Source organism: Paenibacillus sp. FSL H8-0457, from assembly GCF_038051935.1.
Lineage (GTDB): Bacteria > Bacillota > Bacilli > Paenibacillales > Paenibacillaceae > Paenibacillus_AQ > Paenibacillus_AQ lautus_A.
This window is the reverse complement of sequence record NZ_CP150293.1, coordinates 6,410,001-6,435,951: the sequence shown is the minus strand read 5'-3', so window position 1 is coordinate 6,435,951 and position 25,951 is coordinate 6,410,001. Positions and strand designations below refer to the sequence as shown.

The 25,951-nt window shown below is 47.9% G+C and carries 43 protein-coding genes (1 of these 43 running past the window's edge); 41 read left to right on the top strand and 2 right to left on the bottom strand.

Annotated elements, in window-relative coordinates; translation table 11 throughout:
- Positions 1-27: 27 nt before the first annotated feature.
- From rpsJ to MHI43_RS28970, 40 genes are all read left to right on the top strand, one after another.
- Entirely contained in the window at positions 28-336 is a 309-nt protein-coding gene (gene rpsJ / locus MHI43_RS29165; RefSeq protein ID WP_009589214.1) for a 30S ribosomal protein S10, read from the top strand.
- A 41-nt stretch (positions 337-377) separates the two neighbouring features.
- Complete coding sequence (gene rplC, locus MHI43_RS29160) at positions 378-1,001, top strand: 50S ribosomal protein L3 (RefSeq protein WP_009589211.1); 624 nt, start codon at positions 378-380, stop codon at positions 999-1,001.
- A gap of 26 nt (positions 1,002-1,027) precedes the next feature.
- Positions 1,028-1,651: a 50S ribosomal protein L4 gene (rplD, locus tag MHI43_RS29155; RefSeq protein ID WP_009589231.1), complete on the top strand. Its 624-nt coding sequence runs from the start codon at positions 1,028-1,030 to the stop codon at positions 1,649-1,651.
- Positions 1,651-1,944, top strand: a complete 294-nt coding sequence (gene rplW / locus MHI43_RS29150; protein WP_006212919.1) for a 50S ribosomal protein L23 — start codon at positions 1,651-1,653, stop codon at positions 1,942-1,944. Before rplD ends, rplW begins: the two co-directional genes overlap by 1 nt.
- 29 nt (positions 1,945-1,973) lie before the next feature.
- Complete coding sequence (gene rplB, locus MHI43_RS29145; RefSeq protein WP_009589218.1) at positions 1,974-2,804, top strand: 50S ribosomal protein L2; 831 nt, start codon at positions 1,974-1,976, stop codon at positions 2,802-2,804.
- Positions 2,805-2,877: 73 nt separating this feature from the next.
- Positions 2,878-3,153 carry a 30S ribosomal protein S19 gene (gene rpsS / locus MHI43_RS29140; protein WP_036662739.1) on the top strand — a complete coding sequence of 92 codons (276 nt, stop codon included), beginning with the start codon at positions 2,878-2,880 and terminating at the stop codon, positions 3,151-3,153.
- Between the two features lie 36 nt (positions 3,154-3,189).
- Entirely contained in the window at positions 3,190-3,522 is a 333-nt protein-coding gene (gene rplV / locus MHI43_RS29135) for a 50S ribosomal protein L22 (RefSeq protein ID WP_015737624.1), read from the top strand.
- Positions 3,523-3,535: 13 nt separating this feature from the next.
- On the top strand, positions 3,536-4,201 hold the full coding sequence (rpsC, locus tag MHI43_RS29130) for a 30S ribosomal protein S3 (protein WP_006212915.1): 666 nt from the start codon (positions 3,536-3,538) through the stop codon (positions 4,199-4,201).
- A 2-nt stretch (positions 4,202-4,203) separates the two neighbouring features.
- Positions 4,204-4,638 carry a 50S ribosomal protein L16 gene (rplP, locus tag MHI43_RS29125; protein WP_009589221.1) on the top strand — a complete coding sequence of 145 codons (435 nt, stop codon included), beginning with the start codon at positions 4,204-4,206 and terminating at the stop codon, positions 4,636-4,638.
- A complete protein-coding gene (gene rpmC / locus MHI43_RS29120; RefSeq protein WP_007132561.1) occupies positions 4,628-4,825 on the top strand; it encodes a 50S ribosomal protein L29 in 198 nt (65 codons plus the stop codon). The genes rplP and rpmC overlap by 11 nt, the downstream gene beginning before the upstream one ends.
- Before the next feature lie 44 nt (positions 4,826-4,869).
- Positions 4,870-5,136: a 30S ribosomal protein S17 gene (gene rpsQ / locus MHI43_RS29115; protein WP_009589223.1), complete on the top strand. Its 267-nt coding sequence runs from the start codon at positions 4,870-4,872 to the stop codon at positions 5,134-5,136.
- 36 nt (positions 5,137-5,172) lie between these two features.
- A complete protein-coding gene (gene rplN / locus MHI43_RS29110; protein WP_006212911.1) occupies positions 5,173-5,541 on the top strand; it encodes a 50S ribosomal protein L14 in 369 nt (122 codons plus the stop codon).
- 77 nt (positions 5,542-5,618) lie between these two features.
- Positions 5,619-5,975: a 50S ribosomal protein L24 gene (gene rplX / locus MHI43_RS29105; protein WP_006212910.1), complete on the top strand. Its 357-nt coding sequence runs from the start codon at positions 5,619-5,621 to the stop codon at positions 5,973-5,975.
- 28 nt (positions 5,976-6,003) lie between these two features.
- Positions 6,004-6,546, top strand: coding sequence for a 50S ribosomal protein L5 (gene rplE / locus MHI43_RS29100; RefSeq protein WP_007132558.1), 543 nt, complete (start codon positions 6,004-6,006; stop codon positions 6,544-6,546).
- Between the two features lie 46 nt (positions 6,547-6,592).
- Entirely contained in the window at positions 6,593-6,778 is a 186-nt protein-coding gene (locus MHI43_RS29095; protein ID WP_013312154.1) for a type Z 30S ribosomal protein S14, read from the top strand.
- Positions 6,779-6,811: 33 nt separating this feature from the next.
- On the top strand, positions 6,812-7,210 hold the full coding sequence (gene rpsH, locus MHI43_RS29090) for a 30S ribosomal protein S8 (RefSeq protein ID WP_006212908.1): 399 nt from the start codon (positions 6,812-6,814) through the stop codon (positions 7,208-7,210).
- 29 nt (positions 7,211-7,239) lie between these two features.
- Positions 7,240-7,782 carry a 50S ribosomal protein L6 gene (gene rplF / locus MHI43_RS29085; RefSeq protein ID WP_009589224.1) on the top strand — a complete coding sequence of 181 codons (543 nt, stop codon included), beginning with the start codon at positions 7,240-7,242 and terminating at the stop codon, positions 7,780-7,782.
- 112 nt (positions 7,783-7,894) lie between these two features.
- A complete protein-coding gene (gene rplR, locus MHI43_RS29080) occupies positions 7,895-8,263 on the top strand; it encodes a 50S ribosomal protein L18 (RefSeq protein WP_009589217.1) in 369 nt (122 codons plus the stop codon).
- Positions 8,264-8,289: 26 nt separating this feature from the next.
- The gene (gene rpsE, locus MHI43_RS29075) at positions 8,290-8,787 is read left to right on the top strand and encodes a 30S ribosomal protein S5 (RefSeq protein WP_009589212.1); all 498 of its coding nucleotides are present in this window, start codon (positions 8,290-8,292) and stop codon (positions 8,785-8,787) included.
- 12 nt (positions 8,788-8,799) lie between these two features.
- Positions 8,800-8,985 (top strand): 50S ribosomal protein L30, encoded by a 186-nt coding sequence (rpmD, locus tag MHI43_RS29070; protein ID WP_006212904.1) that lies wholly within the window; start codon positions 8,800-8,802, stop codon positions 8,983-8,985.
- A gap of 46 nt (positions 8,986-9,031) precedes the next feature.
- Complete coding sequence (gene rplO / locus MHI43_RS29065) at positions 9,032-9,472, top strand: 50S ribosomal protein L15 (protein ID WP_006212903.1); 441 nt, start codon at positions 9,032-9,034, stop codon at positions 9,470-9,472.
- Positions 9,472-10,770: a preprotein translocase subunit SecY gene (secY, locus tag MHI43_RS29060; RefSeq protein WP_009589213.1), complete on the top strand. Its 1,299-nt coding sequence runs from the start codon at positions 9,472-9,474 to the stop codon at positions 10,768-10,770. Before rplO ends, secY begins: the two co-directional genes overlap by 1 nt.
- 89 nt (positions 10,771-10,859) lie before the next feature.
- On the top strand, positions 10,860-11,504 hold the full coding sequence (locus tag MHI43_RS29055) for an adenylate kinase (protein WP_009589204.1): 645 nt from the start codon (positions 10,860-10,862) through the stop codon (positions 11,502-11,504).
- A 5-nt stretch (positions 11,505-11,509) separates the two neighbouring features.
- On the top strand, positions 11,510-12,262 hold the full coding sequence (gene map, locus MHI43_RS29050) for a type I methionyl aminopeptidase (protein WP_036662733.1): 753 nt from the start codon (positions 11,510-11,512) through the stop codon (positions 12,260-12,262).
- 4 nt (positions 12,263-12,266) lie between these two features.
- Entirely contained in the window at positions 12,267-12,578 is a 312-nt protein-coding gene (locus MHI43_RS29045) for a KOW domain-containing RNA-binding protein (protein ID WP_015737620.1), read from the top strand.
- 2 nt (positions 12,579-12,580) lie between these two features.
- Entirely contained in the window at positions 12,581-12,796 is a 216-nt protein-coding gene (infA, locus tag MHI43_RS29040) for a translation initiation factor IF-1 (RefSeq protein ID WP_006212898.1), read from the top strand.
- A 131-nt stretch (positions 12,797-12,927) separates the two neighbouring features.
- On the top strand, positions 12,928-13,041 hold the full coding sequence (gene rpmJ / locus MHI43_RS29035; RefSeq protein WP_003333770.1) for a 50S ribosomal protein L36: 114 nt from the start codon (positions 12,928-12,930) through the stop codon (positions 13,039-13,041).
- A 20-nt stretch (positions 13,042-13,061) separates the two neighbouring features.
- Positions 13,062-13,430: a 30S ribosomal protein S13 gene (gene rpsM / locus MHI43_RS29030; RefSeq protein ID WP_006212897.1), complete on the top strand. Its 369-nt coding sequence runs from the start codon at positions 13,062-13,064 to the stop codon at positions 13,428-13,430.
- Positions 13,431-13,449: 19 nt separating this feature from the next.
- A complete protein-coding gene (gene rpsK / locus MHI43_RS29025; RefSeq protein ID WP_009589209.1) occupies positions 13,450-13,845 on the top strand; it encodes a 30S ribosomal protein S11 in 396 nt (131 codons plus the stop codon).
- A gap of 134 nt (positions 13,846-13,979) precedes the next feature.
- Positions 13,980-14,924, top strand: a complete 945-nt coding sequence (locus MHI43_RS29020; protein WP_006212895.1) for a DNA-directed RNA polymerase subunit alpha — start codon at positions 13,980-13,982, stop codon at positions 14,922-14,924.
- 37 nt (positions 14,925-14,961) lie between these two features.
- A complete protein-coding gene (gene rplQ / locus MHI43_RS29015; protein ID WP_009589203.1) occupies positions 14,962-15,327 on the top strand; it encodes a 50S ribosomal protein L17 in 366 nt (121 codons plus the stop codon).
- A gap of 326 nt (positions 15,328-15,653) precedes the next feature.
- Complete coding sequence (gene truA, locus MHI43_RS29010) at positions 15,654-16,445, top strand: tRNA pseudouridine(38-40) synthase TruA (RefSeq protein ID WP_036662730.1); 792 nt, start codon at positions 15,654-15,656, stop codon at positions 16,443-16,445.
- A 301-nt stretch (positions 16,446-16,746) separates the two neighbouring features.
- Positions 16,747-17,184 carry a 50S ribosomal protein L13 gene (gene rplM, locus MHI43_RS29005; RefSeq protein WP_009589234.1) on the top strand — a complete coding sequence of 146 codons (438 nt, stop codon included), beginning with the start codon at positions 16,747-16,749 and terminating at the stop codon, positions 17,182-17,184.
- A gap of 20 nt (positions 17,185-17,204) precedes the next feature.
- Positions 17,205-17,597, top strand: coding sequence for a 30S ribosomal protein S9 (rpsI, locus tag MHI43_RS29000; RefSeq protein ID WP_006212891.1), 393 nt, complete (start codon positions 17,205-17,207; stop codon positions 17,595-17,597).
- Positions 17,598-18,024: 427 nt separating this feature from the next.
- Positions 18,025-18,474, top strand: coding sequence for a MarR family transcriptional regulator (locus MHI43_RS28995; protein ID WP_036662727.1), 450 nt, complete (start codon positions 18,025-18,027; stop codon positions 18,472-18,474).
- A gap of 9 nt (positions 18,475-18,483) precedes the next feature.
- Positions 18,484-20,133, top strand: coding sequence for an MDR family MFS transporter (locus tag MHI43_RS28990; RefSeq protein ID WP_015737618.1), 1,650 nt, complete (start codon positions 18,484-18,486; stop codon positions 20,131-20,133).
- Between the two features lie 193 nt (positions 20,134-20,326).
- The gene (locus MHI43_RS28985; RefSeq protein WP_015737617.1) at positions 20,327-21,019 is read left to right on the top strand and encodes a phosphoadenylyl-sulfate reductase; all 693 of its coding nucleotides are present in this window, start codon (positions 20,327-20,329) and stop codon (positions 21,017-21,019) included.
- Between the two features lie 56 nt (positions 21,020-21,075).
- Positions 21,076-22,245, top strand: a complete 1,170-nt coding sequence (sat, locus tag MHI43_RS28980; RefSeq protein ID WP_036662725.1) for a sulfate adenylyltransferase — start codon at positions 21,076-21,078, stop codon at positions 22,243-22,245.
- A 70-nt stretch (positions 22,246-22,315) separates the two neighbouring features.
- Positions 22,316-23,089 (top strand): N-acetylmuramoyl-L-alanine amidase CwlD, encoded by a 774-nt coding sequence (gene cwlD / locus MHI43_RS28975; protein WP_009589216.1) that lies wholly within the window; start codon positions 22,316-22,318, stop codon positions 23,087-23,089.
- Between the two features lie 63 nt (positions 23,090-23,152).
- Positions 23,153-24,247 (top strand): Mrp/NBP35 family ATP-binding protein, encoded by a 1,095-nt coding sequence (locus MHI43_RS28970; protein WP_015737614.1) that lies wholly within the window; start codon positions 23,153-23,155, stop codon positions 24,245-24,247.
- A gap of 70 nt (positions 24,248-24,317) precedes the next feature.
- Here the strand turns inward: MHI43_RS28970 and gerD are convergent, their stop codons facing one another.
- Positions 24,318-25,031, bottom strand: coding sequence for a spore germination lipoprotein GerD (gene gerD, locus MHI43_RS28965; RefSeq protein WP_036662722.1), 714 nt, complete (start codon positions 25,029-25,031; stop codon positions 24,318-24,320).
- Positions 25,032-25,224: 193 nt separating this feature from the next.
- Between gerD and MHI43_RS28960 the strand changes: the two genes are divergently transcribed.
- Positions 25,225-25,818, top strand: a complete 594-nt coding sequence (locus MHI43_RS28960; protein WP_015737612.1) for a KinB-signaling pathway activation protein — start codon at positions 25,225-25,227, stop codon at positions 25,816-25,818.
- A gap of 53 nt (positions 25,819-25,871) precedes the next feature.
- Here the strand turns inward: MHI43_RS28960 and pdaB are convergent, their stop codons facing one another.
- On the bottom strand, positions 25,872-25,951 hold the 3' end of the coding sequence (gene pdaB, locus MHI43_RS28955; protein WP_009589226.1) for a polysaccharide deacetylase family sporulation protein PdaB. The gene runs 724 nt beyond the window's last position; only the last 80 of its 804 coding nucleotides appear in the window; its start codon lies beyond the right edge, outside the window; it ends in the stop codon at positions 25,872-25,874.

The following is a 25,951-nucleotide window of genomic DNA, read 5'->3' as shown; positions in this document are numbered from 1 at the left end:
AATTGGGCGATAGAAGGAGGGAATAAAATGGCAAAGCAAAAAATTCGTATTCGCTTGAAAGCATACGACCACAGAGTTCTTGATCAATCCGCTGAGAAAATTGTTGAGACAGCAAAACGTTCGGGTGCTGGTGTATCCGGTCCGATCCCGCTTCCAACTGAGAAACAAGTAATTACCATTCTCCGTGCGGTGCACAAGTATAAGGATTCTCGGGAACAGTTCGAAATGCGTACACATAAACGCTTGATCGACATCGTGAACCCGACTCCACAAACTGTGGATGCCTTGATGCGCTTGGACCTGCCGTCCGGTGTAGATATCGAAATCAAACTGTAAGCATTGCATAACGAATTAGAGAAGAGAAAAGAGGTGTCAACATGAAAGGTATCTTAGGTAGAAAGCTCGGAATGACTCAAGTATTTACCCCTGAGGGTGTTGTAATTCCTGTAACGGTTATCGAAGCAGGTCCTTGTGTTGTTCTTCAAAAGAAAGATCTGGAAAACGACGGATACGAAGCGATCCAAGTTGGTTTCTCCGATAAGAAAGAGAACAGATCTAACAAACCAGAAGCAGGCCATGCGAAAAAAGCAAACACTGCGCCTAAGCGCTACGTTCGCGAAATTCGCGGTGTTGACCTCGCGAGTGTCGAGGTTGGACAAGAGCTGAAGGCTGATGTCTTCGCGGAAGGCGAATTTGTTGACGTAACGGGTATTTCTAAAGGTAAAGGATTCCAAGGCGTAATCAAGCGTTGGGGCCAAAGCCGCGGACCAATGTCTCACGGTTCCCGTTATCACCGTAGACCAGGTTCCATGGGTTCGATCCAGGCAAACCGTGTTCCTAAAGGAAAGCGTCTGCCAGGTCACATGGGCAATGAGACAGTTACGATCCAAAAGCTCGAAGTTGTTAAAGTCGACGCAGAGCGTAACGTAATCCTTGTTAAAGGCTCCATTCCAGGACCTAAAAAAGGTTTCGTTCAAATCAAAGAAACGGTGAAGAAATAATCGCCTAAAGAAAGGAGGAACAAACAATGCCTAAAGTAGCACTTTATAATGTCAGCGGTAGCCAGGTTGGCGAAGTAGAATTGAATGAAGCTGTATTCGGCATCGAGCCGAACGCTCACGTACTGCACAGCGCAGTATTGCTGCAGCGCGCTTCCCTTCGTCGTGGTACCCACAAAGTAAAAGGACGTTCTGAAGTACGCGGCGGCGGACGTAAGCCTTGGAAACAAAAAGGTACCGGCCGTGCTCGTCAAGGTTCGATCCGTTCTCCACAATGGAAAGGCGGCGGCGTGGTATTTGGACCGACTCCGCGCAGCTACACGTTTAAACTTCCTAAGAAAGTTCGTCGATTGGCTATCAAATCCGCTTTGTCTTCCAAAGTGATTGACAACGCAATTATCGTATTGGATCAACTGACGCTGAACACGCCGAAAACGAAAGAGTTTGCTAACATCCTTAGCAACCTGAAAGTAGGCCGTAAAGCTCTGATCGTTGCTCCAAGCTATGATGATAATGTAGCCCTTTCCGCACGTAATATTCCTGGTGTGAAATTCGTAGCGGCTGACGGCATTAATGTTCTTGACGTACTGTCGTACGATCAACTGATCATTACGAAGGAAGCAGTTCAGAAGGTAGAGGAGGTGCTCGCGTAATGAAAGACCCACGCGATATAATCAAGCGCCCGGTGATCACGGAACGTACGGCTGACTACATGGCAGAGCTGAAATATGCTTTTGAAGTGGATATCCGTGCTAACAAGACCGAGATCAAGCAAGCTGTCGAATCTATTTTTAAAGTTAAAGTATCGAACGTGAATACGATGCGTGTCCCTGCTAAACCAAAACGTTACGGCCGTTATTCCGGTTACACGACCGAATGGAAAAAGGCAATCGTGACTTTGGCACCAGACAGCAAACCGCTCGAGTTCTTTGAATCGGTTGAATAAGAATTTCTTAAGTAAGGAGGGAAAATTCAGTGCCTATTAAAAAGTATAAACCGACATCCCCGGCTCGACGCAACATGTCCGTGTCGACTTTCGAAGAAATCACCACGAATCAGCCGGAGAAATCGTTGCTGGCTCCACTGAGCAAAACAGCTGGCCGCAACAACCAAGGTAAAATTACGGTTCGTCACCATGGCGGCGGACACAAACGTAAATACCGTATCATCGACTTCAAACGGAATAAAGACGGCATTCCAGGTCGCGTTGCTACAATCGAATACGACCCGAACCGTACTTCCAACATCGCTCTGATTCACTATGTAGATGGTGAAAAGCGTTATATCATCGCTCCTAAAGGTCTGAAAGTTGGAGACCAAGTAGTATCTGGAGTAGGTGCTGACATCAAGATCGGTAACGCGCTTCCTCTGGAAAACATTCCAGTAGGTACCGTTATCCACAACATCGAATTGAAACCAGGCAAAGGCGGACAATTGGTTCGTGCTGCTGGTACAGAAGCTCAGCTTCTCGGTAAAGAAGACAAGTACGTAACGGTTCGTCTTTCTTCCGGTGAAGTTCGCCGCATCCTGAAAGTTTGCCGTGCAACCATCGGTTCTGTGGGTAACCAAGACCATGAGTTGATCAAAATCGGTAAAGCAGGCCGCAGCCGCTGGCTCGGACAACGTCCTGAAGTACGCGGTGTCGTCATGAACCCTAACGATCACCCTCACGGTGGTGGTGAAGGCCGCGCTCCAATCGGACGTAAGTCTCCTATGTCTCCATGGGGTAAACCAACCCTTGGTGCTAAGACTCGTAAAAAAGGCAAAGCTTCTGACAAATATATCGTTCGCCGCCGCACGAAGTAATGCGCGCTTAAGTGCATAACTTCGTGTCAGGCCCGAAGGTAACGAGACAATTTGATGAAGGGAGGATTTCAATATGAGCCGTAGTTTGAAAAAAGGACCTTTTATTGACGGATATCTGCTCAAAAAAGTGGAGGATATGAACGCCTCAAGCAAAAAGGCTGTGATCAAAACTTGGTCCCGCCGCTCCACTATTTTCCCGCAATTTATCGGTCACACGTTCGGTGTATACGATGGCCGTAAACATGTACCTGTATATGTAACTGAGGACATGGTAGGACACAAGTTGGGTGAGTTCGCTCCAACCCGTACTTACAAAGGTCATGAAGACGATAAGAAAACAAGAAGATAATTAACGAAGCTCTTTGTTTGAGAGGAGGTTAAACATATGGAAGCAAAAGCACATGCTAGATCGATTCGTATTGCTCCTCGTAAAGCTCAACTCGTTGTTGACTTGATCCGCGGTAAGCAAGTGGGCGAAGCGATCGCAATTCTTCGTCACACTCCGAAAGCTGCATCTCCGGTTGTTGAGAAGCTTTTGAACTCGGCTATCGCAAACGCTGAGCATAACTACTCTTTGGATGTAACTAAATTGGTTGTGACGCAAGCTTATGTCAACCAGGGACCGACTATGAAACGTTTCCGCCCTCGTGCGATGGGACGTGCAAGCCGGATCAATAAACGCACCAGCCACATTACTTTGGTGGTAGCTGAAAAATAAGGAGGGAAAACGTGTGGGCCAAAAGGTAAATCCAGTAGGACTCCGTATCGGTATTATCCGTGATTGGGAATCCAAATGGTATGCAGGCAAAGATTTCGGTGATCTTTTGCTGGAAGACGTGAAAATCCGTGAATACCTGAAAAATAAATTGAAAGACTCCGCTGTATCCCGTATCGAAATCGAGAGAGCGGCTAATCGTGTGAACGTGACGATCCACACTGCGAAGCCAGGTATGGTTATCGGTAAAGGTGGTTCCGAAGTAGAAGTACTGCGCGGACAAGTGACTAAAATCGCCGGCGGTAAAAAAGTTCACATCAACATTTCTGAAATCAAAAACCCTGAACTGGACGCAATTCTTGTTGCTGAAAGCATTGCACAACAGCTGGAACGTCGTGTATCTTTCCGTCGTGCACTGAAACAAGCGATTCAAAGAACTATGCGCTCTGGAGCGAAAGGGATTAAAACATCGGTCAGCGGACGTCTTGGCGGAGCCGAGATTGCTCGTACGGAAGGCTACAGTGAAGGAACTGTTCCACTTCATACGCTTCGTGCAGACATCGACTATGGTACAGCAGAAGCGCATACGACTTACGGCCGTATCGGCGTGAAAGTATGGATCTATCGTGGAGAGGTTCTTCCTACGGCTAAGAAACAAGCTGCTCAGGAAGGAGGCAACTAATCATGTTGGTACCAAAACGTGTAAAACACCGCAAACAACAGCGCGGCCATATGAGAGGCCAAGCGAAAGGCGGTACTGAACTGAACTTCGGCGAATTCGGTCTGCAAGCTACAGAACCAGGCTGGATCACGAACCGTCAGATCGAAGCTGCTCGTATCGCGATGACTCGTTACATCCGTCGTGGCGGTAAAGTATGGATCAAGATTTTCCCAGATAAGCCGATTACTCAAAAGCCTCTCGAAGTGCGGATGGGTAGCGGTAAAGGTAACGTTGAGAAATGGGTTGCCGTTGTAAAACCAGGCAAGATCATGTTTGAACTTGGAGGCGTGTCCGAGGAAATCGCCCGCGAAGCGATGCGTCTCGCCGCTCACAAGCTGCCTGTAAAAACGAAGTTTGTGAAACGAGAAGAAGTGGGTGGTGAAGCAAATGAAAGCTAATGAACTGCGCAACTTAACCACTGCAGAAATCGAGCAAAAAATCGCCGGATTTAAAGAGGAACTCTTTAACCTCCGTTTTCAATTGGCCACTGGCCAGCTTGATAACCCGACTCGGATCCGTGACGTTCGCAAAGAAATAGCTCGTGCTAAAACCGTTATCCGTGAAAGAGAACTTGGGATTAGTTAATGAAATGGAACGTCATGTTCTGTATTCAGGAAGGAGGCTAACAAATGAGCGAAGAACGCAATGCTCGTAAAGTGCAAATCGGTAAAGTTGTCAGCGATAAAATGGATAAAACCATTGTTGTAGCTGTTGAAACTTATAAGAAGCATGACTTGTATCACAAACGCATTAAATACACGAAAAAATTTAAAGCGCATGATGAGAACAATCAAGCTCAAATCGGAGATACCGTTAAAATCATGGAAACTCGCCCTCTCTCCAAAGACAAGCGCTGGAGACTGGTAGAAGTGGTTGAAAAAGCGGTTATCATCTAAGATATGATCAGTTTTTGATGGAAGGAGGAAATTTAAATGATTCAACCATTTACACGTTTAGCTGTTGCTGACAACTCCGGTGCGAAGGAACTGATGTGTATCCGCGTATTGGGTGGTACTGGTCGTCGTACAGCTCAAATCGGTGATTTGATCGTATGTTCCGTCAAACAAGCAACACCAGGCGGCGTTGTCAAAAAGGGTGATGTAGTAAGAGCGGTAGTCGTTCGTACGAAGCGTTCTGTACGTCGTAAAGACGGATCTTACATCTCATTTGACGAGAATGCAGCTGTTGTTGTTAAAGACGACAGAAGCCCACGCGGAACTCGTATTTTCGGACCAGTTGCTCGCGAACTTCGCGAAAGAGACTACATGAAAATCGTTTCCTTGGCTCCGGAAGTAATCTAATAACACCCCAAAAAGTGACGTAACTTTTCGGGAACCCGATAAATAGTTGAACTGGCTAGTCATAGGAGGTGTAACGAATGCCTAAAGTGAAAAAAGTTCTGGAATCCCATAGCAACAAACTGCACGTGAAAAAAGATGATACAGTTATCGTCATCAGCGGTAAAGACAAAGGCAAAAAAGGCCGTGTCATCGCAGCGTACCCTCGTGAAAATCGTGTTTTGGTTGAAGGTGTGAACATGATTAAGAAGCACCAGAAGCCAAACCAAATGAACCCACAAGGCGGTATCATCGAGAAGGAAGCTCCGATCCATGTATCGAACGTTATGCACGTTGATCCGAAGAGCGGAAAAGTAACTCGTATCGGTTACAAAGTACTGGACAACGGTAAAAAAGTTCGCGTAGCTAAAAGATCCGGAGAAGTTATCGATAAATAAGACGGTTTAGAAAGGAGGTCCTTGAATCATGGCAGCAAGAATGAAAGAGCGTTTTTTGAACGAAGTAACTCCTGCTCTGATGCAGAAGTTTAGCTATAAGACAGTAATGCAAGTACCAAAAATCGAGAAGGTTGTCATCAACATGGGTGTGGGCGACGCTGTAGCCAACTCGAAAGTGCTTGATTCCGCTGTGAACGACATGCAGCTGATTGCTGGTCAAAAACCGGTTATCACCCGTGCAAAGAAATCCATCGCGGGATTCAAACTGCGTGAGAACATGCCAATCGGTGTGAAGGTAACGCTGCGCGGTGAGCGTATGTACTACTTCCTCGACAAGCTGTTCAACGTTACACTTCCACGTGTACGTGACTTCCAAGGCGTGTCCACCAAAGCATTTGACGGACGCGGTAACTATACGCTCGGTCTGAAAGAGCAGCTCATTTTCCCTGAAATTGAGTATGACAAAGTGGATAAGGTTCGCGGTATGGACATCGTTATCGTAACGACTGCCAAAACCGACGAAGAATCCCGTGAACTGCTTGCTCAACTGGGCATGCCTTTCGCGAAATAAGACGGTTGTCCTTTTCTCCGAAACTATTTAGGAGGTGTCAGGCTAAGTGGCAAAAACTTCGATGAAAGTTAAACAACAACGTACACCGAAATTCAAAGTACGGGCATATACCCGTTGTGAACGTTGTGGTCGCCCACATTCGGTACTGCAGAAGTTTAAAATTTGCAGAATTTGTTTCCGTGAATTAGCTTATAAAGGCCAGATTCCTGGCGTGAAAAAAGCAAGCTGGTAAGAAGTTTATAAACGGGAAGGAGGTTTATCCTACATGACTATGTCCGATCCAATTGCAGATATGCTAACTCGTATTCGTAACGCGAACACGGTTCGCCACGAAACAGTAGAAATGCCTGCTTCGACGATTAAAAAACAAATCGCTGACATCTTGAAGCGTGAAGGCTTCATCCGTGATGCAGAGTTTGTGGAAGACAATAAACAAGGGATCATTCGTGTATTCCTGAAATATGGTTCCAACAACGAGCGCGTAATCACAGGTCTGAAAAGAATCAGCAAACCAGGTCTTCGCGTTTACACGAAGAGCAACGAAGTACCTCGCGTACTTGGTGGTTTGGGTATTGCGATCATCTCCACGTCTAAGGGAGTTATGACCGACAAAGAAGCTCGTCAATCCAAAGCTGGCGGAGAAGTTCTCTGCTACGTATGGTAATCAACGTCACAAGATAGGAGGTGTAATGAATGTCCCGTATTGGTCGTAAACCAATTGCTATTCCTAACGGTGTGGAAGTCACACTGGATAACACTGTAATCACCGTAAAAGGACCTAAAGGTACCTTGACTCGTGAGTTGCATAAAGACATGCAAATTACAGTAGAAAACAACGAGATCAATGTTGTTCGTCCTTCCGACAACAAAACACATCGCTCTCTTCACGGCACGACCCGCAGCGTTGTCTCGAATATGGTCAACGGTGTAACTGAAGGATTCTCGAAAAACCTGGAGTTGGTAGGTGTCGGGTACCGTGCAAGCAAAACCGGAGATAAAATCGTTCTGAACGTGGGTTACTCCCACCCAGTTGAAATTACACCGGAAGCTGGCATCGAATTCGATGTGCCGTCAAACACAAAAATCACCGTTCGCGGTATCGATAAAGAGCGCGTAGGTGCATACGCTGCTAAGATCCGTTCCGTACGTGAGCCTGAGCCTTATAAAGGTAAAGGGATTAAATACGAAGGTGAACGCATTATCCGTAAGGAAGGTAAAGCTGGTAAGAAGAAGTAAGGTTAGCTGACTGGGGATTCACCTGGTGGATAACTTGCCTCTTCTCCCATACTTACCCGATGCGTCTAAAAGTGAAGCTCTTAAGGCAAAACTGAAGGGAGGAAATGGAAGCATGATCACGAAACAAGACAAGAACAAAGCTCGTCTGAAAAGACACCTGCGTGTCCGTAAGAAAATCCAAGGCACTGCAGAACGTCCACGTTTGAACGTGTTCCGTTCTTCGAAACACATTTATGCTCAATTGATCGATGACGTGGCTGGCGTGACTTTGGCATCAGCTTCTACGCTGGACAAAGAACTGGTTAACGACATCAAGAACGGCGGAAGCGTTGAATCCGCTCGTAAAGTCGGCGAACTCGTTGCAAAACGTGCAGCGGACAAAGGTTATAAATCGATCGTATTCGATCGTGGTGGATATTTGTACCATGGACGTATTCAAGCACTTGCAGAGGCAGCTCGCGAAGCAGGCCTTGAATTCTAAGATATTTTCAAAAGGAGGTAAACGACTTGCGTGTAGATCCTAACACTTTAGAACTGACTGAAAGAGTAGTAAACATTAACCGCGTTGCTAAAGTTGTAAAAGGCGGACGTCGCTTTAGCTTTAGCGCACTGGTAGTTGTCGGTGATGGCAAAGGTTGGGTAGGAGCAGGTATCGGTAAAGCAGGCGAAGTACCGGATGCAATCCGCAAAGGTATTGAAGATGCTAAGAAAAACCTGATTCACATTCCACTTGTTGGAACCACTATTCCTCACCTCGTAACAGGACACTTCGGAGCAGGCCGCGTATTGTTGAAGCCGGCATCTGAAGGTACTGGGGTTATCGCTGGCGGACCGGTTCGTGCAGTACTCGAGCTGGCTGGCGTAGGCGACATTTTGACAAAATCTCTAGGTTCTTCGAACTCCATGAACATGGTCAATGCGACTTTGGAAGGCTTGTCCCGCCTGAAGCGTGTTGAAGATGTTGCCAAGCTTCGCGGCAAATCCGTCGAAGAGCTGTTGGGTTAAGGAGGGAATCTCATGGCTAAACTTGAAATCACCCTCGTACGCAGCGTGATTGGTCGTCCAGAGGATCAGCGTGCAACCGTGAAAACACTCGGACTTCGCAAAATCAACCATTCCGTGGTTCAAAGCGACAATGCTGCAATTCGCGGAATGATCAAGAAAGTAAATCACCTGGTTTCTGTTAAAGAAATCGAAGGTTAATCCCGGGCAGTTTATCCCCGGACATATTAAGGAGGTGCAACGAACGATGAAGTTACATGAGCTGAGCCCAGCACCTGGATCCCGCAAAGAGCGCAAGCGCGTTGGACGCGGTACTAGTAGCGGTACGGGTAAAACGTCGGGTCGCGGTCACAAAGGACAAAACTCTCGTTCCGGCGGTGGTGTACGTCCAGGCTTCGAAGGTGGACAGAACCCATTGTATCGTCGTCTTCCGAAGCGCGGTTTCGTAAACCCAACTCGGAAAGAGTACGCGATTGTGAACATCGAAGAACTTAACAGCTTTGCAGCAGGTACTGAAGTGACTCCAGAAGTTTTGGTTGAGAGCGGTATTGTTAACAATACAAAGAGCGGAATCAAAATTCTTGGCAACGGTGAAGTTACCGTTTCTTTGACTGTAAAAGCTAATAAGTTTTCTCAATCTGCGGTAGAGAAGATCGAGGCTGCCGGCGGTAAAACCGAGGTGATCTAATGTTTAAGACCCTGAAAAATATATGGCGTGTCGAGGACCTTCGCAAGCGTATTTTGTTCACCTTATTCGTTCTGATCATCTTCCGTATCGGATCCTTTGTACCGGTTCCCGGTGTTAACAAGGATGTCTTTACCCAGACAAATCAGGCAGGCAATGAGTTGTTCGGTCTTCTTAACACGTTCTCGGGGGGCGCGTTATCGCAGTTTTCGATCTTCGCCCTTTCGATATTTCCATATATTACTTCGTCCATTATCGTGCAGTTGCTGTCGATGGACGTCATTCCAAAGTTTGCGGAATGGAACAAACAAGGGGAACACGGGAAGAAACAGTTGGCTCAAATTACTCGTTATGGTACGGTAATACTGGGTCTGATTCAGGCGTTCGGTATGTCCATCGGGTTTAACCGCCTGTATGGCGCCGAAATGGTTCCTGGAGCAACCTTTATCGACTTCGTCGTGATCGCGATCGTTCTTACTGCAGGTACATCATTCTTGATGTGGCTCGGCGAACAGATTACGGAACGCGGAATCGGTAACGGTATTTCGATCATTATCTTTGCAGGTATCGCTGCTGGTATTCCGATGCACATTCGGACAACGATTGAATCGAACTTCATTCAGGATGGTCAGGTCTTCATGAACATTCTGAAGGGTGTCATCATCCTCTTGATTTTGGTTCTGATCATTACCGGTGTTGTATTCATTCAGCAAGGTATCCGTAAAATTCCGGTTCAATACGCGAAGCGTGTTGTAGGAAACAAAATGTACGGTGGACAGAACACACACATTCCGCTCAAAATTAACGGAGCAGGCGTTATTCCGGTAATCTTTGCGATGTCATTGCTGCAGTTCCCGGTTATCCTGGCCAGCTTCTGGGCACACCAGAATTGGGCGAAATGGATTACGGCGAACCTGGCTTATGACAGCCCGCTTGGAATGGTACTGTATGTACTCATGATCATTGGTTTCACGTTCTTCTACACCTTCGTGCAGATGAATCCGAACCAAATGGCTGATAATATGAAGAAGAACGGCGGCTATGTGCCGGGCATTCGTCCTGGTAAAGCTACCGAGAAGTATCTGACACGGGTTATGACCCGTCTGACCATGACAGGAGCTCTGTTCCTGGCCGTGATCTCCGTACTTCCGGTGTTCTTTGGATCACTTGCAGGTCTTCCTCGTACGGTTCAGATTGGTGGTACGTCCCTCTTGATCGTCGTCGGTGTTGCACTGGATACGATGAAGCAGATCGAAAGCCAACTGATCAAACGTCATTACAAAGGTTTTATCAATAAATAGGCGATAGGTTCCGGCGAGTGGTCTGTATCGCTTCCCGGCGCCTATTGTGTTGTTCTTGCTAGTCAATCAAGGGGAGGGAGTGACGTAAGGTGAACATCTTATTCATGGGTCCTCCTGGGGCAGGAAAAGGAACGCAAGCAGAAAACATCGTGAATGAATTCGGTATTCCTCATATTTCTACGGGCGATGCATTTCGTCTCGCGATCAAACAAGGAACTCCCATCGGGATCAAAGCGAAGGAATTCATGGATCAGGGTCTGCTGGTACCGGATGACGTAACGATTGGTATTGTGGAAGAGCGTCTGCAGCAGTCCGATTGCGAAAAAGGTTTTTTATTGGACGGCTTTCCAAGAACCCTTTCGCAAGCGGAAGCGCTGGATGACATCCTCGCCCGCTTGAATACTGGTCTCGATCACGTCATCAACCTGAAAGTGGATCGGGAAAAGCTTCTGGCCCGCCTAACCGGCCGCCGGATTTGCAAAAACTGCGGTTCGACTTATCATGTGATCTTTAATCCTCCTAAACAGGAAGGCATTTGTGATAAATGCGGCGGCGAATTGTACCAGCGCTCCGATGATAACGAAGAGAGCGTCGGCATTCGTTTAGACGAATATATCAACAAAACAGCACCACTCCTCACGTTTTATGAGAACAAAGGTCTTTTGCGTCAAATCGATGGTGATCAGGAAATCGACGCGGTTTCATCACAAATTGCGTCTATACTGAGAGGTTAAGTATAATGATCATTTGTAAATCCGAAACGGAACTGAGCTTGATGAGAGAAGCAGGAAGGATCGTGGCGGAATGCCACAAACTCCTTGCCGCTCATGTTGAACCGGGCATTACGACCGGGGAACTGGACCTGATGGCCGACAAGTTCATTCGAAGCCAAGGCGCTGTGCCATCTTTTAAAGGCTACAACGGATTTCCTTCCAGCATTTGCGCATCAGTCAACGAAGAATTGGTGCATGGATTTCCAGGCAAACGCAAATTGATCGAGGGCGATATCGTTACGTTTGATATCGGCGCGCAATACCAGGGTTACCATGGTGACTCGGCATGGACCTACGCTGTAGGAGAAATTTCCGAAGAGGCCCAGAGTTTGCTGGACGTTACGGAAGGATCGCTCTATGCTGGACTTGCGCTAGTCAAACCCGATGTCCGCTTGTTTACAATCTCTCATGCCATTCAGCGTCATATCGAGGATGCAGGTTTCTCTGTCGTCCGGGAGTACGTTGGTCATGGCGTGGGTACCGATCTGCATGAGGATCCGCAAATTCCGAACTATGGCATCCCTGACCGCGGACCAAGACTCAAACCGGGCATGGTGCTCGCGATTGAGCCGATGGTCAATGCCGGGAAACGGCATGTCAAGACGCTGGAAGACAACTGGACGGTTGTAACGGTTGACGGCTCACTATGTGCTCACTTCGAGCATACGGTAGCAGTCACGCCGGATGGCATGGAAATTTTGACGAAGCTGCCGGAATAGGGTGATGACATTGAATCATGAAATCACGCTACAACCCGGTCAGATTGTTAAGATACTGAAGGGCAGAGATGCCGGACAGTATGCCGTTATCGTTTCGATTGAGGACAGCAGGTTCGTGTGGATCGCGGATGGGGACAAACGCAAGTTTGACGGGGCCAAGAAGAAGAATGTTCTTCATCTTGAACCTCAATCCTACATTAGCAGTGAAGTGGTAAACAGTTTGCAAGAAAGCGGTCGGGTTACAAACGGTAAACTGCGTTTCGCACTTGGCCAATTTGTATCCGATAAATCCAAGGCAGATCAGAAAGGAGACTAACTGTGGCTAAAGAAGATGTCATTGAAGTCGAAGGAACGGTCATCGAGCCGTTGCCGAATGCTACCTTTAAAGTCGAGCTGGAGAATGGTCACCAGATTCTCGCTCATGTTTCCGGAAAGCTGCGGATGCACTTTATCCGTATCCTTACAGGAGACAAAGTGGTTGTTCAACTCTCGCCGTACGATTTAACCAAAGGTCGTATCACGTACCGTAAATAGATTCAAGGTTCCCCCGGGGAATCAAGGAAAGCTGCGAAGCGGTTTTACTGACGTAAAACTCAGCAGCGGTAACAAACTACTTTAGTTTCGAAGCTGGTTTTACAACGTAAAACTTGGAGGAGGTAATTAGCATGAAGGTAAGACCTTCTGTAAAGCCTATTTGCGAAAAATGCAAAGTCATTCGCCGCAAAGGGAACGTAATGGTTATCTGTGAAAATCCGAAACACAAACAAAAACAAGGTTAAAGAAGGGGGTGTAGCGTAAAATGGCTCGTATAGCTGGTGTGGATTTGCCACGTGACAAACGCGTTGAGATCGCCTTGACTTACATTTTCGGAATCGGTAAAACGACTTCCCAGAAAGTATTGAAAGAAACTGGAATCAATGCAGACACTCGTGTCCGTGATTTGACAGAAGATGAAGTCAGCAAATTGCGCGAAACGATCGATGGTATGGTTAAGGTAGAAGGTGACCTGCGTCGTGAAATTTCCTTAAATATTAAACGTCTCACGGAGATCGGCTGCTACCGCGGTATTCGTCACCGTCGTGGATTGCCTGTTCGTGGTCAACGTACTAAAACGAATGCTCGTACACGTAAAGGTCCTCGTCGTACCGTAGCGAACAAGAAGAAATAAGAAAGGGGGATAATAGACAATGGCTAAACCAAAAAAAGTCGTACGTACTAAACGTCGTGACCGCAAAAATATTGAAAGTGGCGTGGCTCATATCCGCTCCACGTTCAACAATACAATCGTAACGATTACGGATCCTCACGGAAACGCGATTTCTTGGGCAAGCTCCGGCGGCCTTGGATTTAAAGGTTCCCGTAAGTCGACCCCGTTCGCTGCGCAAATGGCTGCTGAAACAGCTGCCAAAGCGGCTATGGAACACGGTATGAAAGCGGTGGAAGTCATGGTTAAAGGTCCTGGTGCTGGTCGTGAAGCAGCAATTCGTTCCCTGCAAGCAGCAGGTCTCGAAGTTAACCTGATCAAAGACGTAACACCAATTCCACATAACGGATGCCGCCCACCAAAACGTCGTCGCGTATAATGAAGTCATCCTGTTAATGTGGTATAAATCCGTTGCAATCTGCTAATAATGGTTGTTTAGGCATACTACTACATGGATTACTGGATAAGATGACAGTTTCATATAGGAGCGACGTTTGAAGGAGGGGTACTTGCGTGATTGAAATCGAAAAGCCGAAAATTGAGACCGTTGATGTCAATGAAGAAGGAACCTATGGGAAATTCGTTGTTGAGCCTCTAGAGAGAGGATATGGCACGACGCTGGGGAACTCGCTTCGCCGCATCTTGTTATCCTCACTCCCGGGTGCAGCCGTCACATCGATTCAAATCGATGGCGTGCTTCATGAATTCTCCACGATTCCGGGTGTCATGGAAGACGTGACCGAGGTCATCCTGAACCTGAAAGCTTTGTCTCTGAAAATTCATTCCGATGAAGAGAAAGTGTTCGAGATTGATGCGGAGGGTGAAGGGGTTGTTACTGCTGGTGACATCCGTGCGGATAGTGATGTGGAGATTCTGAATCCGGATCTTCATATTGCGACGCTGGGCCCTGGTGCAAGACTTCATATGCGTATTTTTGCCAGTCGCGGTCGTGGCTATGTCCAGGCGGATCGGAACAAACGCGATGACCAGCCTATCGGCGTCATTCCCGTCGATTCGATCTACACTCCGATTAGCCGTGTTAACTACGGCGTGGAAAATACGCGTGTTGGCCAAGTAACCAACTACGACAAACTGACGCTTGAAATTTGGACGGATGGCAGCATCCGCCCAGAAGAAGCCGTTAGTCTCGGCGCGAAAATCTTGACTGAGCATCTGTTCCTCTTCGTGGGTCTGACCGACGAAGCGAAGGATGCGGAGATCATGGTCGAGAAAGAAGAAGACAAGAAAGAAAAAGTGCTTGAAATGACGATCGAAGAGCTGGATCTTTCCGTTCGTTCCTACAACTGCTTGAAACGTGCCGGCATTAATACGGTACAAGAGCTGACTACGAAAACCGAAGAGGATATGATGAAAGTCCGGAACCTCGGACGCAAATCCTTGGAGGAAGTTCAAGAGAAGCTCGAAGAGTTGGGCCTGGGACTTCGTACGGAAGAATAGCAGATTCGGCTTAGCTTAGCAAAGGAGGGAAAAACACATGGCATACCAAAAGTTGGGCCGCGATTCCAGTGCGCGTAAAGCGTTGTTCCGTGACCTGGTAACCGACCTTTTCTTATATGAGCGTATTCAAACGACTGAAGCCAAAGCGAAAGAAGTTCGTTCGATCGCTGAGAGACTGATCACAAAAGCAAAAAAAGGTGATCTGCACGCTCGTCGTCAAGTAGCTGCATTCGTGCGTCGTGAAACAGTTGACGGTGAACAAGATGCAATCCAAAAATTGTTCTCCGAAATCGCTCCTCGCTACGTAGAGCGTCCAGGCGGATACACGCGTATCCTGAAACTGGGTCCTCGTCGTGGTGACGCAGCTCCAATGGTTTATTTGGAACTGGTAGATCGCGCGTAATTTCGTTTTGTTCCATTGAAGTGACTGAAGTTATGTATGCCCGGCTCTTCAGATGTTTATTCTAGGAGCCATGAACGGGAAGTGGTGCGAGATATAGTCGATCATTTGGTTCGACTCGTCTCGACTACTCCATGGGCTACGATAACGGGGACCTTCTAGTCATGTGGCTGACTCGAAGGGTTCGGCTTAACATGATGAAAAGGAGCTCCTATGGGGCTCTTTTTTTGATAGATATGGAACTCATGAGTTATCAGCGATGCTGATGAGATTCTAAATCGCAAGTTTCGTTGCGGAATCATTCGATGAAAGCACGCAGGAGGCAAGCAATGCGTAATCTTCTGATGAAGGTCAGTTACGACGGTACCGATTATAACGGCTTTCAGACCCAGCCCGGTGGCCACACGATTCAGGACTATTTGGAGGAAGCCATTCGCCGCTTGTCCGGAGAGCAGCTCAAGATTACGGCTTCCGGCCGGACAGATGCCGGGGTGCATGCCCGCGCCCAGGTATTTAATTTTTACACGGCTTCCCCCATTCCCGTGGAGCGTTGGTGCATGGCATTAAACACTTGGCTGCCGGAAGATATCGTGGTTTCGGATGCAATGGAGGTACCGATGGAATTCCATTCCCGCCATGCAGCGAAACGCAAAACCTATCGTTTTACCATCAATGCGAATCAATATCCGGATCTCTTCAACCGGCGGTACCAGATCCATCATCATGGAAAACTGGATATCGCAGCGATGGAGCAGGGACTTTCTCATCTGATCGGAACGCATGACTTTACAACGTTTGCGTCACGAAAGTCGACGAAGCCGTCCCATGTCCGTACGATTTTTGATGCTTGGATCGAGAAGGATACATCCATGTGCCGCCCAGGCACCAGAGATCAAGGAATCATTCATACGTTCATATCCGGGAACGGGTTTCTGCAGCACATGGTCCGGATCATTATGGGAACGTTGATTGAGGTAGGGGAAGGCAAGCGTCATCCGGATGATATGAAGGTCATATTGGAAGCCCAAAATCGGGCGGCAGCCGGTCCCACAGCGATGGGCAAGGGCTTGATGTTATGGGAAGTGGATTACGATATCGCCGGCCACGAGAAGCTGCAATGACTGACGCGGTACGTACCACGCAGACGGTTATTCCCCAAAGAACCGGAAAGCATTCGGGATGCGTTTGGCGGCTTGTTTGAATCAAACCGCAGGGTGTAAGGTAGAAAAGCAAAAAACACTTGCGGAAGTGGGCGTAATCCTGTATTATATAAGTTGTGTTTTCTTAACGGCTCTCCCACAGCCCCGGTTAAGAGAATGCCAATAGCAAGACAGCATCACCATGAAAATGCTTTACACATGAACGAAGATAAATGATGAAAATTAATGATGATTTTCGGACGAATACAAGGAGGAACTATACATGCGTACCACCTATATGGCGAAGCCAAATGAAGTTGAGCGCAAATGGTACATCGTTGATGCCGAAGGCAAAACGCTTGGCCGTTTGGCAAGTGAAGTTGCGGCTCTGATCCGCGGCAAACATAAGCCTCAATTCACTCCACATGTTGACACAGGGGATTTCGTGGTTGTTATCAACGCCGAGAAAATCCACCTCACTGGCAAAAAGATGGAGAACAAGAAATATTATCGTCACTCCCTGCATCCAGGTGGATTGAAAGTAACTTCAGCTCAAGACCTGATTGCTAAATTCCCAGAGCGTGTAATCGAAAGCGCGGTTCACGGCATGCTTCCTAAAACTCGCATGGGCGAGAAAATGAAGCTGAGACTGAAAGCATACGCAGGCACGGCACATCCACATGAAGCACAAAAACCAGAAGTTTACGAACTTCGCGGTTAATTAAAAAGGAGGACAGTTTCATGGCACAAGTACAATACTATGGGACAGGTCGTCGTAAACACTCGGTAGCACGTGTACGCCTCGTACCGGGTGAAGGACGCATTGTCATCAATAAACGTGATATCAATGAATATTTCGGTTTGGAAACACTCAAACTGATCGTTAAACAACCTTTGAATCTGACAGAAACACTGGGCAAATATGACGTGCTTGTCATCGCTCACGGTGGCGGCATCTCCGGTCAAGCTGGAGCAATCCGTCACGGTATCTCCCGTGCTCTTCTGAAAGCAGATCCTGAATTCCGTCCTTCTCTGAAAAGAGCTGGATTCCTGACTCGCGACCCTCGTATGAAAGAACGTAAGAAATACGGTCTTAAAGCAGCTCGTCGCGCGCCTCAGTTCTCCAAACGTTAATATTCGATTTACCAAGCCCTTGGCCATTATGGTCAAGGGCTTTTTTGTGGTGTCTGAAAGCATAATTCTCGAAGCATAGGTCTCCCGGTTATCGCAATACACCGTCCTCTGCACGAAGTCTGTCTACTGAATATTAAGTGGACAAGACGTTTGTAGTCAGGTTGTCCACAAAGATATGCACATCATGGTGAGCACATTTGGAATACGTTCGCGTGTTTTGGGGCATGTTGTTCACATCATGTGCACAGGTTGAGGATAGAAAGAATGAAGCTGGCTTCCGAGCATGATCATCTGACATCGTTAACCACTTGACTTCATATGTAAATAGAGATATATTATTAATTGCAAATTAATTAAGCACTTAAATAATTAATATTTAATCATTAATTAGATAAGTAATTTCTTGGAGCAGTAAGGGGTGATATGGTTGGATCGCAATGAAGAGATTTTTAAGGTGTCGTCGATGTTTCGGGCGCTGCTAAAGAACATTTCTCAAGAATGGAACAAGTCGAGCGCCGGGAAATACAATTTAAGTTTCCCTCAATTTCAGGTGCTGTATGTATTAAAGATGAGAGGACCTCTTAAGGTCTCGGAGCTTGCTGAAGTTTTGTCTTTGACGCCGCCGGCTATAACCGGACTGACGGATAAATTGGTTGCAGAAGGATATCTGCAGAAAGAACGCGCCGAGGATGACCGCAGAGTTGTCAACATCACGCTCTTGGAACCGGGGCTTGAGATCATTAAGAAAGTGAAGAAGGATCAAAAAGAAATGATCCAGGGATTTTTTGACTTCCTCTCTGAGGAAGACATTCAGCATTTAAGAAGAATCTTCTCCTTGATGCTGTCAAACATAGATAAAGACAATCACAACAGGTAGAGGTGGAGCATGGAGCATTTAACGCTTAAACGTAAAGTTTCGATTATGATCGCGATCATGGCTGCGATGTTCTTCGCAGCCATTAACCAGACGATAACAAGCACCGCGATGCCGCGGATTATCGCCATTCTTGATGGCATGGATTATTACACATGGACCATCAACATTTATTTGTTAACATCAACGATCGCAACCATACTGGTTGGCAAGCTGTCCGATATGTTCGGACGTAAGCCGTTTATCTTGATAGGTATATTATTTTTCATGTTAGGAGCTTTCCTGACGGGTACTTCGACAGACGTGTATCAGTTTATTATTTATCGGGGGATTCAAGGTATCGGTGCCGGCATTATCCAGTCAACGGCATTTATGTCGGTCGGGGACTTATTCCCGCCGCGGGAACGTGGTAAATGGATGGGACTGATGACCGCGGTATTCGGTTTTTCCAGTGTCCTTGGCCCTACGCTAGGCGGATACCTGGTCGATAACATCGAATGGCGTTGGTTATTCTGGATCTTCCTGCCGCTGGGTGTAGTAGCCTTTATTATGATATGGACGTTGTTTCCGAAGGTTGAACGCAAACCTGGCCAATCCATTGACTATCTGGGCTCCCTGTTCCTTACAACGTCCATCGTTCCTTTACTGCTGGCCTTTTCTTGGGCAGGTACGGAATATGCTTGGGGATCACCTCAGATTATTGGTCTCATCGCAGCTTCAGTCGTATCAGCTTTAATCTTTATCTTGGTAGAGATGAAGGCGAAGGAACCGGTATTGCCACTTAGTTTGTTCAAAAATAGTGTCGTTACGGTTTCTAATCTGATTGGATTTTTTATGAACTTTGGTTTGATGGGTGCCATGATTTATATTTCCTTCTATGTTCAAGGTGTGCTTGGCATCTCACCAACCTATGCGGGTTATGTAACCATACCCATGTCGATTTTCATGATGGGTACGAGTGCTATAGCAGGTCAACTCATTGCTAAGAGCGGAAAGTACAAACGGTACGCACTTCTTGGAGTTCCAATTATGATGGTCGGTATGGGCATTATGGTGTTTATGGACAACATTTGGCTTACTGTCGTTAGTACCATTATTTTCGGTATCGGTCTTGGTTTGGGTATGCCGGTATTCTCGCTGGCTACGCAGAATGCCGTACCCCACAATGAGCTCGGTGTAGCAACGGCTTCATCTCAATTGTTCCGTAATCTCGGCGGTACAATCGGGATTGCGGTTATGGGAACGGTTATGTCGAACAATCTGACGAAGAATTTGAAGGAAGCACTTCAGTCGACTAATGCACCGGATTTTAGCTCGGTGGATCCGCAGCTAGCCCAGCAGATGTTGTCCTTCGCTAATCCGCAGACACTGATGAATAAACCGCTGATCGAGCAAACGCAGGCAAGTCTTCCTGCTGATGTACAGCCTTTGTTCGCGCAAATGATCGACAGTATCCGCGATGCACTTGGAAATACATTGTCCATGGTGTTCCTCACAGGTACGTTAGTCCTCGTAGTCGCGTTGCTGCTCGTATTCTTCTTGAAGGAAATTCCGCTGCGAACGACGAATCAGGCATCCGCTCCCAAATCCGAGGACTCGGAAGGGAAAAGTGCTGGCGCTGGTACTAGAGCTAAAGAGGTATCGGTGGCAACTACAGACTAAGATTGGCATTTGTCAAAATGTTTGGAAATCGAAGAGAAAGAAGACCCTTTCTGCTTGCGCAGGAAGGGTTTTTTCGTTTTTTATGGTAACGATTTGATGGTTGACATTTATTAGGAATGTTTTATACTGTATTTAATTCATATTATTTCAGTAGGATTATCGGGATTAATGAAAATGGGGGAGGCATCCAATCATGAATTTGCTGGAGAAAGAAGATCTGATCAGAGTGCAAGCTGAAGAGCTTGAGCACGCATCGGCTGAGGAAGTCATCGAATTTGCAATCAAGACGTTTCCTAACATAACGTTTGCTTGCAGCTTTGGAGCAGAAGATGTGGTATTGGTCGATATGATTCAGAAGATCAGTCCGTCGACGGATATTTTTTATCTGGATACCGACTTTCATTTCAAGGAGACATACGAAACGCGGGATCGTATGGCAGAACGCTATGGCCTGGAATTTGTGCGCGTATCTCCGCTCATCACGCCGGAAGAGCAAGCGGCTCAGCATGGCGAAGCATTATGGAGCGTCAGCCCGAACGAATGCTGCAACATCCGCAAGGTAGAGCCGTTGACCCGGATTCTGTCTCAATACGAGGCTTGGATCACAGGCATACGAAGAGATCAAGCCCCTACCCGGGCGAACTCGAAGAAGATTGAATATGATACCAAGTTTGGTTTGGTGAAGTTCAATCCGATCGCGGGCTGGACGAGTGAGGATGTGTGGAATTACATCCGCACGAACGAGATCATCTACAACCCGCTGCATGATCAGAATTATCCGAGCATTGGCTGCGAATACTGCACGCGGCAGGTCATGCCGGGAGAAGATCCACGTGCAGGACGCTGGTCCGGGCATGAGAAGACGGAGTGCGGGCTTCATAAATAAACAGATAAGAACCACTTGCCTTATCACAGTTGCAGCATAAGAAGGAGGAATTATTCATGACAGCCATACTCCCTCATGGCGGTACGCTGGTACAGCGGGTAGCCCAAGGAGAAGAACGTGAAACTTTGTTGAAGCAGGTTGACACCTTTCATAAGATCCCTGTAAACGCCTGGAGCATTTCGGACTTGGATCTAATCGGGGTCGGAGCATTTTCGCCATTGCAGGGATTTCTGAACGAGCAGGACTACAAATCCGTCGTTTCCAATATGCGTTTATCTGACGGAACGGTGTGGAGCATACCGGTCACGCTGGCCGTAGATGAAGTCACGGCGGCGAAGCTCGTAGTCGGCGAGAAGGCGGCGCTTGTAGGAGAAGAAGACGGCGTCGTTTATGGCGTCATCGATGTCGAGAGTGTCTACCAGGTCGATCAGCAAGTCGAGGCTGTACAAGTATTCAAGACCGATGATCCGGAGCATCCAGGCGTGAAAAAGCTTTTGGAACGACCTGCGACGTATGTTGGAGGTCCGATTCAAGTATTGAATCGTCCACAGCCTGAACGGTTTGGCGAGTTTTATTTTGATCCGGCAGAGACACGCGCACATTTTAAAGCCAAGGGCTGGAATACGGTTGTCGGCTTTCAGACCCGAAACCCGGTCCACCGTGCACATGAGTACATTCAGAAAAGCGCAATGGAAATCGTAGATGCGCTATTCCTCAATCCGCTCGTGGGAGAGACCAAATCGGATGACGTTCCTGCCAACGTGCGGATGAAGAGCTACCTGACCTTGCTGGAGAACTATTACCCCGCGGATCGTACCTTCCTGGGCGTATTTCCGGCTGCCATGCGTTATGCAGGCCCAAGGGAAGCCATATTCCATGCCATGGTTCGTAAAAATTATGGATGCACTCATTTTATCGTGGGCCGGGATCATGCCGGAGTCGGCGACTACTACGGCACTTATGAGGCACAGGAAATTTTCAAGAATTTCACTGCGGAAGAGTTGGGCATTACCCCGCTGTTCTTCGAGCACAGCTTCTTCTGCACAACATGCGGAAACATGGCCTCGAGCAAAACATGCCCGCATCCTAAGGAGGATCATCTGACCTTGTCGGGAACGAAGGTTCGCGGCTTGCTTCGTGAGGGGCAGTGCCCGCCGCCGGAATTTACGCGCCCGGAAGTTGCGCAAGTACTGATCGAAGGCATGAAAGAGCAGATCACGGTATAACGAAGGCATAAATAACCGCCTTGTCCCATATGATGGAGTAGAACAACTCATGGGACGAGGTGGTTTTGTTATGTCCAGGCGGAGAACGGACAAGGTTACGGTATGGATATCGTTGAAGAGAATCAAACAAACCCTGATTGGTGCCGTACTACTGGCACTGCTCATTATCGTAGTGACGTACGAAATCCCCTCTGCCAAAACGTCCAATACCTGGAGCCTGCCGCTTGCCGGCAAAGTCATTGCCCTTGATGCAGGCCATGGCGGGCCAGACGGGGGAGCAGTAAGCCGCCAAGGCGTCATAGAGAAGGATGTAAACCTGGCCATCACCTTGTATCTACGTGATTACTTGCAGCAGGCAGGCGCGCTTGTCATTATGACAAGAGAAGGAGACTACGACCTGGCGGCGGAAAGCACCAAGGGATATTCCAAGCGGAAAACGGAAGATCTCAAACAACGCGTGCGGATGATTGAGGACAGCAAGGCCGACCTGTTTATCAGCATGCATCTGAACAGCATTCCGTCCAATCGGTGGAGAGGCGCACAGACCTTTTTCCCGCCGAATAACGAGGACAGCAAGAAACTTGCCGAATTGATCCAAGCTGAAATTAGGCATAACCTGGAGAATACGCAGCGTCTGGCCAAAACGGACGACAAGATATATTTGCTCCAAGCCCTGCGCATGCCATCCGCCCTGGTCGAGGTCGGTTTCTTGTCCCACCCGCAGGAATCCGAATTGCTTCGGGACGAGAAATACCAGAGAAAGGTCGCAGCTTCCGTGTATAACGGCATTTTGCGGTATACCTCCGGAGAGTCCATCAGCGAGTCGTCACAAGCTGCAGAGTAATGGTATAATAGACACGAATATCGAAACATTGTCTATTCCATTACATAGAGCAGAGGTGCTTATATGCTGACTAGAGAAACGGTACAGGAGATACTCCAGCCTTTACGTGATCCCGAAACCGGAAAGAGCCTGATGGAGCTCCAGCGTATTCGAGATATTGTAGTCAAGGAACGCACGGTTCGACTATCCGTGACGTACAGCAGCGAAGATGTACGCGCTTCCCTGGAAGCGCAGATCAGAGAAATTCTGGAGGCGATGGGGGCAGAGGATATTCATATCCGCATGCGTCCCCTGGACAATGCCTCAAACCAAGCGAACCGCGAGGAAGCCAACGATCGCGACAAGCTGACAAAAGGGCATGCTGCCGGCATGGAGCAGAATACGCTTCTAAGCGAACAATCCGGCGTTCATTTCATTGCGATCGCAAGCGGCAAAGGCGGCGTCGGCAAATCCACCGTTACGGTGAATTTAGCCGCAGCTTTGGCCCGACAAGGAAAGAGGGTCGGTCTGATCGACGCGGATATTTACGGATTCAGCGTACCGGACATGATGGGTATTGAGGAAGGGCCCTCCGTAACCGAAGACGGCGTCATTCACCCGGTTGAGCGCTTTGGCGTCAAGGTCATGTCGATGGGCTTCTTCATCCGTGAGAACAGTCCGGTGATTTGGCGTGGACCGATGCTTGGCAAAATGCTGCGTCAATTTTTCACCGATGTCGCTTGGGGGGATTTGGACTACATGCTGCTTGATCTGCCGCCAGGAACCGGTGACGTGGCGCTGGACGTGCATCAAATGATTCCGCAGAGCAAAGAGATCATCGTAACCACCCCGCATGCTACGGCGGCGTTTGTTGCCGCCAGAGCGGGTGCGATGGCCTTGCAGACCGATCATGAAATTCTAGGCGTCGTCGAGAACATGTCCTATTATGTCTGCTCCCATGGCGGAGAGAAGGATTATGTGTTCGGTCGTGGAGGCGGAGGCAAGCTTGCCGAGACGCTTCATACGGAGCTTCTCGCGCAGCTTCCGTTGGGGGCCCCGGATAATCACCCTTCGGAGCCGGATTTCTCGCCATCGGTTTATAAACCGGGGACCGAGAGCGCAGCGATTTACGAAGAGATCGCCTCACGAATCGCGGCTAAGCTTGAAGGATCCGTTTAAGACCAACTCATAATATGACGAAACAAGCTCCCTCTGCAGGGAGCTTGTTCTATTTTTCGGAATGGATGCTTTAACCGCCGCCGCCATCGCCGCCGCCTTCTTCACCGCCGCCGCTTTCACTGCTACCTTCACCGCCGCCACCGCCTTGCTCTTCTTGGCCTTGTCCCTCGCCTTGTTTTTTCTTTTCCACTTTAGGCTGAAGTTCATCTTTCACGACCGTTTTGAGCAGTTCCAGAACCTCCATGCGGAACAGCGGATTTTGCATAGCTTCCTGCATCACGGTCATGGACTGTTTGCGATAGTCCGGCGTATTGGTCAATTCAAGAAACGATTTCATCACATCCGGTGATTTTAACATATCCTGAATAGCCTTTTGATACGTAGGGTCCTTGATCAGCTGCATATGCAGCTGCTTGCTCTCGGAATTAATGGCTTTGGCAAAATCGCCGGCGAACTGCGGATCGGTCATGATCTTCTCAATTTCCTTCTTATATTCATCCGACACCAGCGTATCCTTAACAGCCATCCGAATTTGATCGCCAGATTGGGCGGACATCATCCGCATTCCCATTGAGCCTCCGCTGCCTGAGGAACCGCCGGATCCGCCGCCTAGCGCTTCTTCCACCGCTTTTTTGCCTTCGTCGGTTTTCAGAATGTCGACCACCATAGACTTGATTTCTTTATAGCCAAGCTGCGGGGACGAGCTTTGTTCTACGCCACAAGCGGTAAGCACCATGGCAGCAACGAAGACGATAATACATAAACGAAATAACGGCCACTTCATTACCGTTGTCCTCCTTTTTTCGCAAGAAAAGTCCTTCTGCATGCGGTCTGTCTTTTCGTGAAAGTAAGTTGATTGTCATTTTTCTTACGGGTCTTCGCATAGTATGCGATGGATTTGCAGAAATATGTCGGATTCAGAATGGTTTTTTATTGTGAACGTTGGTAAAATAATGATCTGTGGGGGTGGAAGTTAGTTGAGCTTACGTAAGTGGTCCAAATTGTTTTTGAAAACGCTGCTCGTCGGGGCAGTGGCGGCATTGATCGTAGGTCTGATCCTGCAGTTGTTTAATGGCGCTATCGAGTTCACGGGAATGGCCGATTTATTGATATACCCGCTGATTTTGTTAGGCTCTGGGGCGCTGGTGAGCGTATACTCCCAGATGGGCTTTTTTGCATACCTGACGTTAAATTATATGGGGATTGGCATATTCCGAAGAAAGACTTGGCAATACATTCAGATTGTGTTGGCTGTACTGGCATTGCTGGAGCTGATGTTCTTCCGTACGTTTGTCGGCGGATCCACCAGCCTGCAGCAGGATTTGATTCTGGGTATCTCCATACTGGTCATTGCCATTGTCGTTGCTTACCTCAAAGTAAAGAGTACAAATGCCAACGCATGGATCCCGACGCTGTTCTTCATGATGGCCATTTCCATCGTAGAGATTATCGGCGTGCTGCAAATCGGAGTGAGCAACGCCACGATTTTTATGGTTGTACCGTTGCTGATCTGTAATGCATACCAGATTCTGACGCTTCATAAAGTTACACAAGACGAAAAAAAGAGCTAACGCCTTAGCTCTTTTTTTGTTAAGCATTATTTAATGTTAAGGGTCTTCATGAGTCATAGCCCGCCTGCGTCTTCGATGCTCTTCTGCAATGAAGCGTGATCGCGGACCTCGGTGCCTTGGGTGCTGCCCTGTT

Bases quoted from the DNA above. Each gene is read 5' to 3' on its own strand.
- rpsJ (WP_009589214.1), top strand. From the start codon at position 28: ATGGCAAAGCAAAAAATTCGTATTCGCTTGAAAGCATACGACCACAGA.
- rplC (WP_009589211.1), top strand. From the start codon at position 378: ATGAAAGGTATCTTAGGTAGAAAGCTCGGAATGACTCAAGTATTTACC.
- rplD (WP_009589231.1), top strand. From the start codon at position 1,028: ATGCCTAAAGTAGCACTTTATAATGTCAGCGGTAGCCAGGTTGGCGAA.
- rplW (WP_006212919.1), top strand. From the start codon at position 1,651: ATGAAAGACCCACGCGATATAATCAAGCGCCCGGTGATCACGGAACGT.
- rpsS (WP_036662739.1), top strand. From the start codon at position 2,878: ATGAGCCGTAGTTTGAAAAAAGGACCTTTTATTGACGGATATCTGCTC.
- rplV (WP_015737624.1), top strand. From the start codon at position 3,190: ATGGAAGCAAAAGCACATGCTAGATCGATTCGTATTGCTCCTCGTAAA.
- rplP (WP_009589221.1), top strand. From the start codon at position 4,204: ATGTTGGTACCAAAACGTGTAAAACACCGCAAACAACAGCGCGGCCAT.
- rpmC (WP_007132561.1), top strand. From the start codon at position 4,628: ATGAAAGCTAATGAACTGCGCAACTTAACCACTGCAGAAATCGAGCAA.
- rpsQ (WP_009589223.1), top strand. From the start codon at position 4,870: ATGAGCGAAGAACGCAATGCTCGTAAAGTGCAAATCGGTAAAGTTGTC.
- rplN (WP_006212911.1), top strand. From the start codon at position 5,173: ATGATTCAACCATTTACACGTTTAGCTGTTGCTGACAACTCCGGTGCG.
- rplX (WP_006212910.1), top strand. From the start codon at position 5,619: ATGCCTAAAGTGAAAAAAGTTCTGGAATCCCATAGCAACAAACTGCAC.
- rplE (WP_007132558.1), top strand. From the start codon at position 6,004: ATGGCAGCAAGAATGAAAGAGCGTTTTTTGAACGAAGTAACTCCTGCT.
- rpsH (WP_006212908.1), top strand. From the start codon at position 6,812: ATGACTATGTCCGATCCAATTGCAGATATGCTAACTCGTATTCGTAAC.
- rplF (WP_009589224.1), top strand. From the start codon at position 7,240: ATGTCCCGTATTGGTCGTAAACCAATTGCTATTCCTAACGGTGTGGAA.
- rplR (WP_009589217.1), top strand. From the start codon at position 7,895: ATGATCACGAAACAAGACAAGAACAAAGCTCGTCTGAAAAGACACCTG.
- rpmD (WP_006212904.1), top strand. From the start codon at position 8,800: ATGGCTAAACTTGAAATCACCCTCGTACGCAGCGTGATTGGTCGTCCA.
- rplO (WP_006212903.1), top strand. From the start codon at position 9,032: ATGAAGTTACATGAGCTGAGCCCAGCACCTGGATCCCGCAAAGAGCGC.
- secY (WP_009589213.1), top strand. From the start codon at position 9,472: ATGTTTAAGACCCTGAAAAATATATGGCGTGTCGAGGACCTTCGCAAG.
- map (WP_036662733.1), top strand. From the start codon at position 11,510: ATGATCATTTGTAAATCCGAAACGGAACTGAGCTTGATGAGAGAAGCA.
- MHI43_RS29045 (WP_015737620.1), top strand. From the start codon at position 12,267: ATGACATTGAATCATGAAATCACGCTACAACCCGGTCAGATTGTTAAG.
- rpmJ (WP_003333770.1), top strand. From the start codon at position 12,928: ATGAAGGTAAGACCTTCTGTAAAGCCTATTTGCGAAAAATGCAAAGTC.
- rpsM (WP_006212897.1), top strand. From the start codon at position 13,062: ATGGCTCGTATAGCTGGTGTGGATTTGCCACGTGACAAACGCGTTGAG.
- rpsK (WP_009589209.1), top strand. From the start codon at position 13,450: ATGGCTAAACCAAAAAAAGTCGTACGTACTAAACGTCGTGACCGCAAA.
- rplQ (WP_009589203.1), top strand. From the start codon at position 14,962: ATGGCATACCAAAAGTTGGGCCGCGATTCCAGTGCGCGTAAAGCGTTG.
- truA (WP_036662730.1), top strand. From the start codon at position 15,654: ATGCGTAATCTTCTGATGAAGGTCAGTTACGACGGTACCGATTATAAC.
- rplM (WP_009589234.1), top strand. From the start codon at position 16,747: ATGCGTACCACCTATATGGCGAAGCCAAATGAAGTTGAGCGCAAATGG.
- rpsI (WP_006212891.1), top strand. From the start codon at position 17,205: ATGGCACAAGTACAATACTATGGGACAGGTCGTCGTAAACACTCGGTA.
- MHI43_RS28990 (WP_015737618.1), top strand. From the start codon at position 18,484: ATGGAGCATTTAACGCTTAAACGTAAAGTTTCGATTATGATCGCGATC.
- MHI43_RS28985 (WP_015737617.1), top strand. From the start codon at position 20,327: ATGAATTTGCTGGAGAAAGAAGATCTGATCAGAGTGCAAGCTGAAGAG.
- sat (WP_036662725.1), top strand. From the start codon at position 21,076: ATGACAGCCATACTCCCTCATGGCGGTACGCTGGTACAGCGGGTAGCC.
- cwlD (WP_009589216.1), top strand. From the start codon at position 22,316: ATGTCCAGGCGGAGAACGGACAAGGTTACGGTATGGATATCGTTGAAG.
- MHI43_RS28970 (WP_015737614.1), top strand. From the start codon at position 23,153: ATGCTGACTAGAGAAACGGTACAGGAGATACTCCAGCCTTTACGTGAT.
- gerD (WP_036662722.1), bottom strand. From the start codon at position 25,031: ATGAAGTGGCCGTTATTTCGTTTATGTATTATCGTCTTCGTTGCTGCC.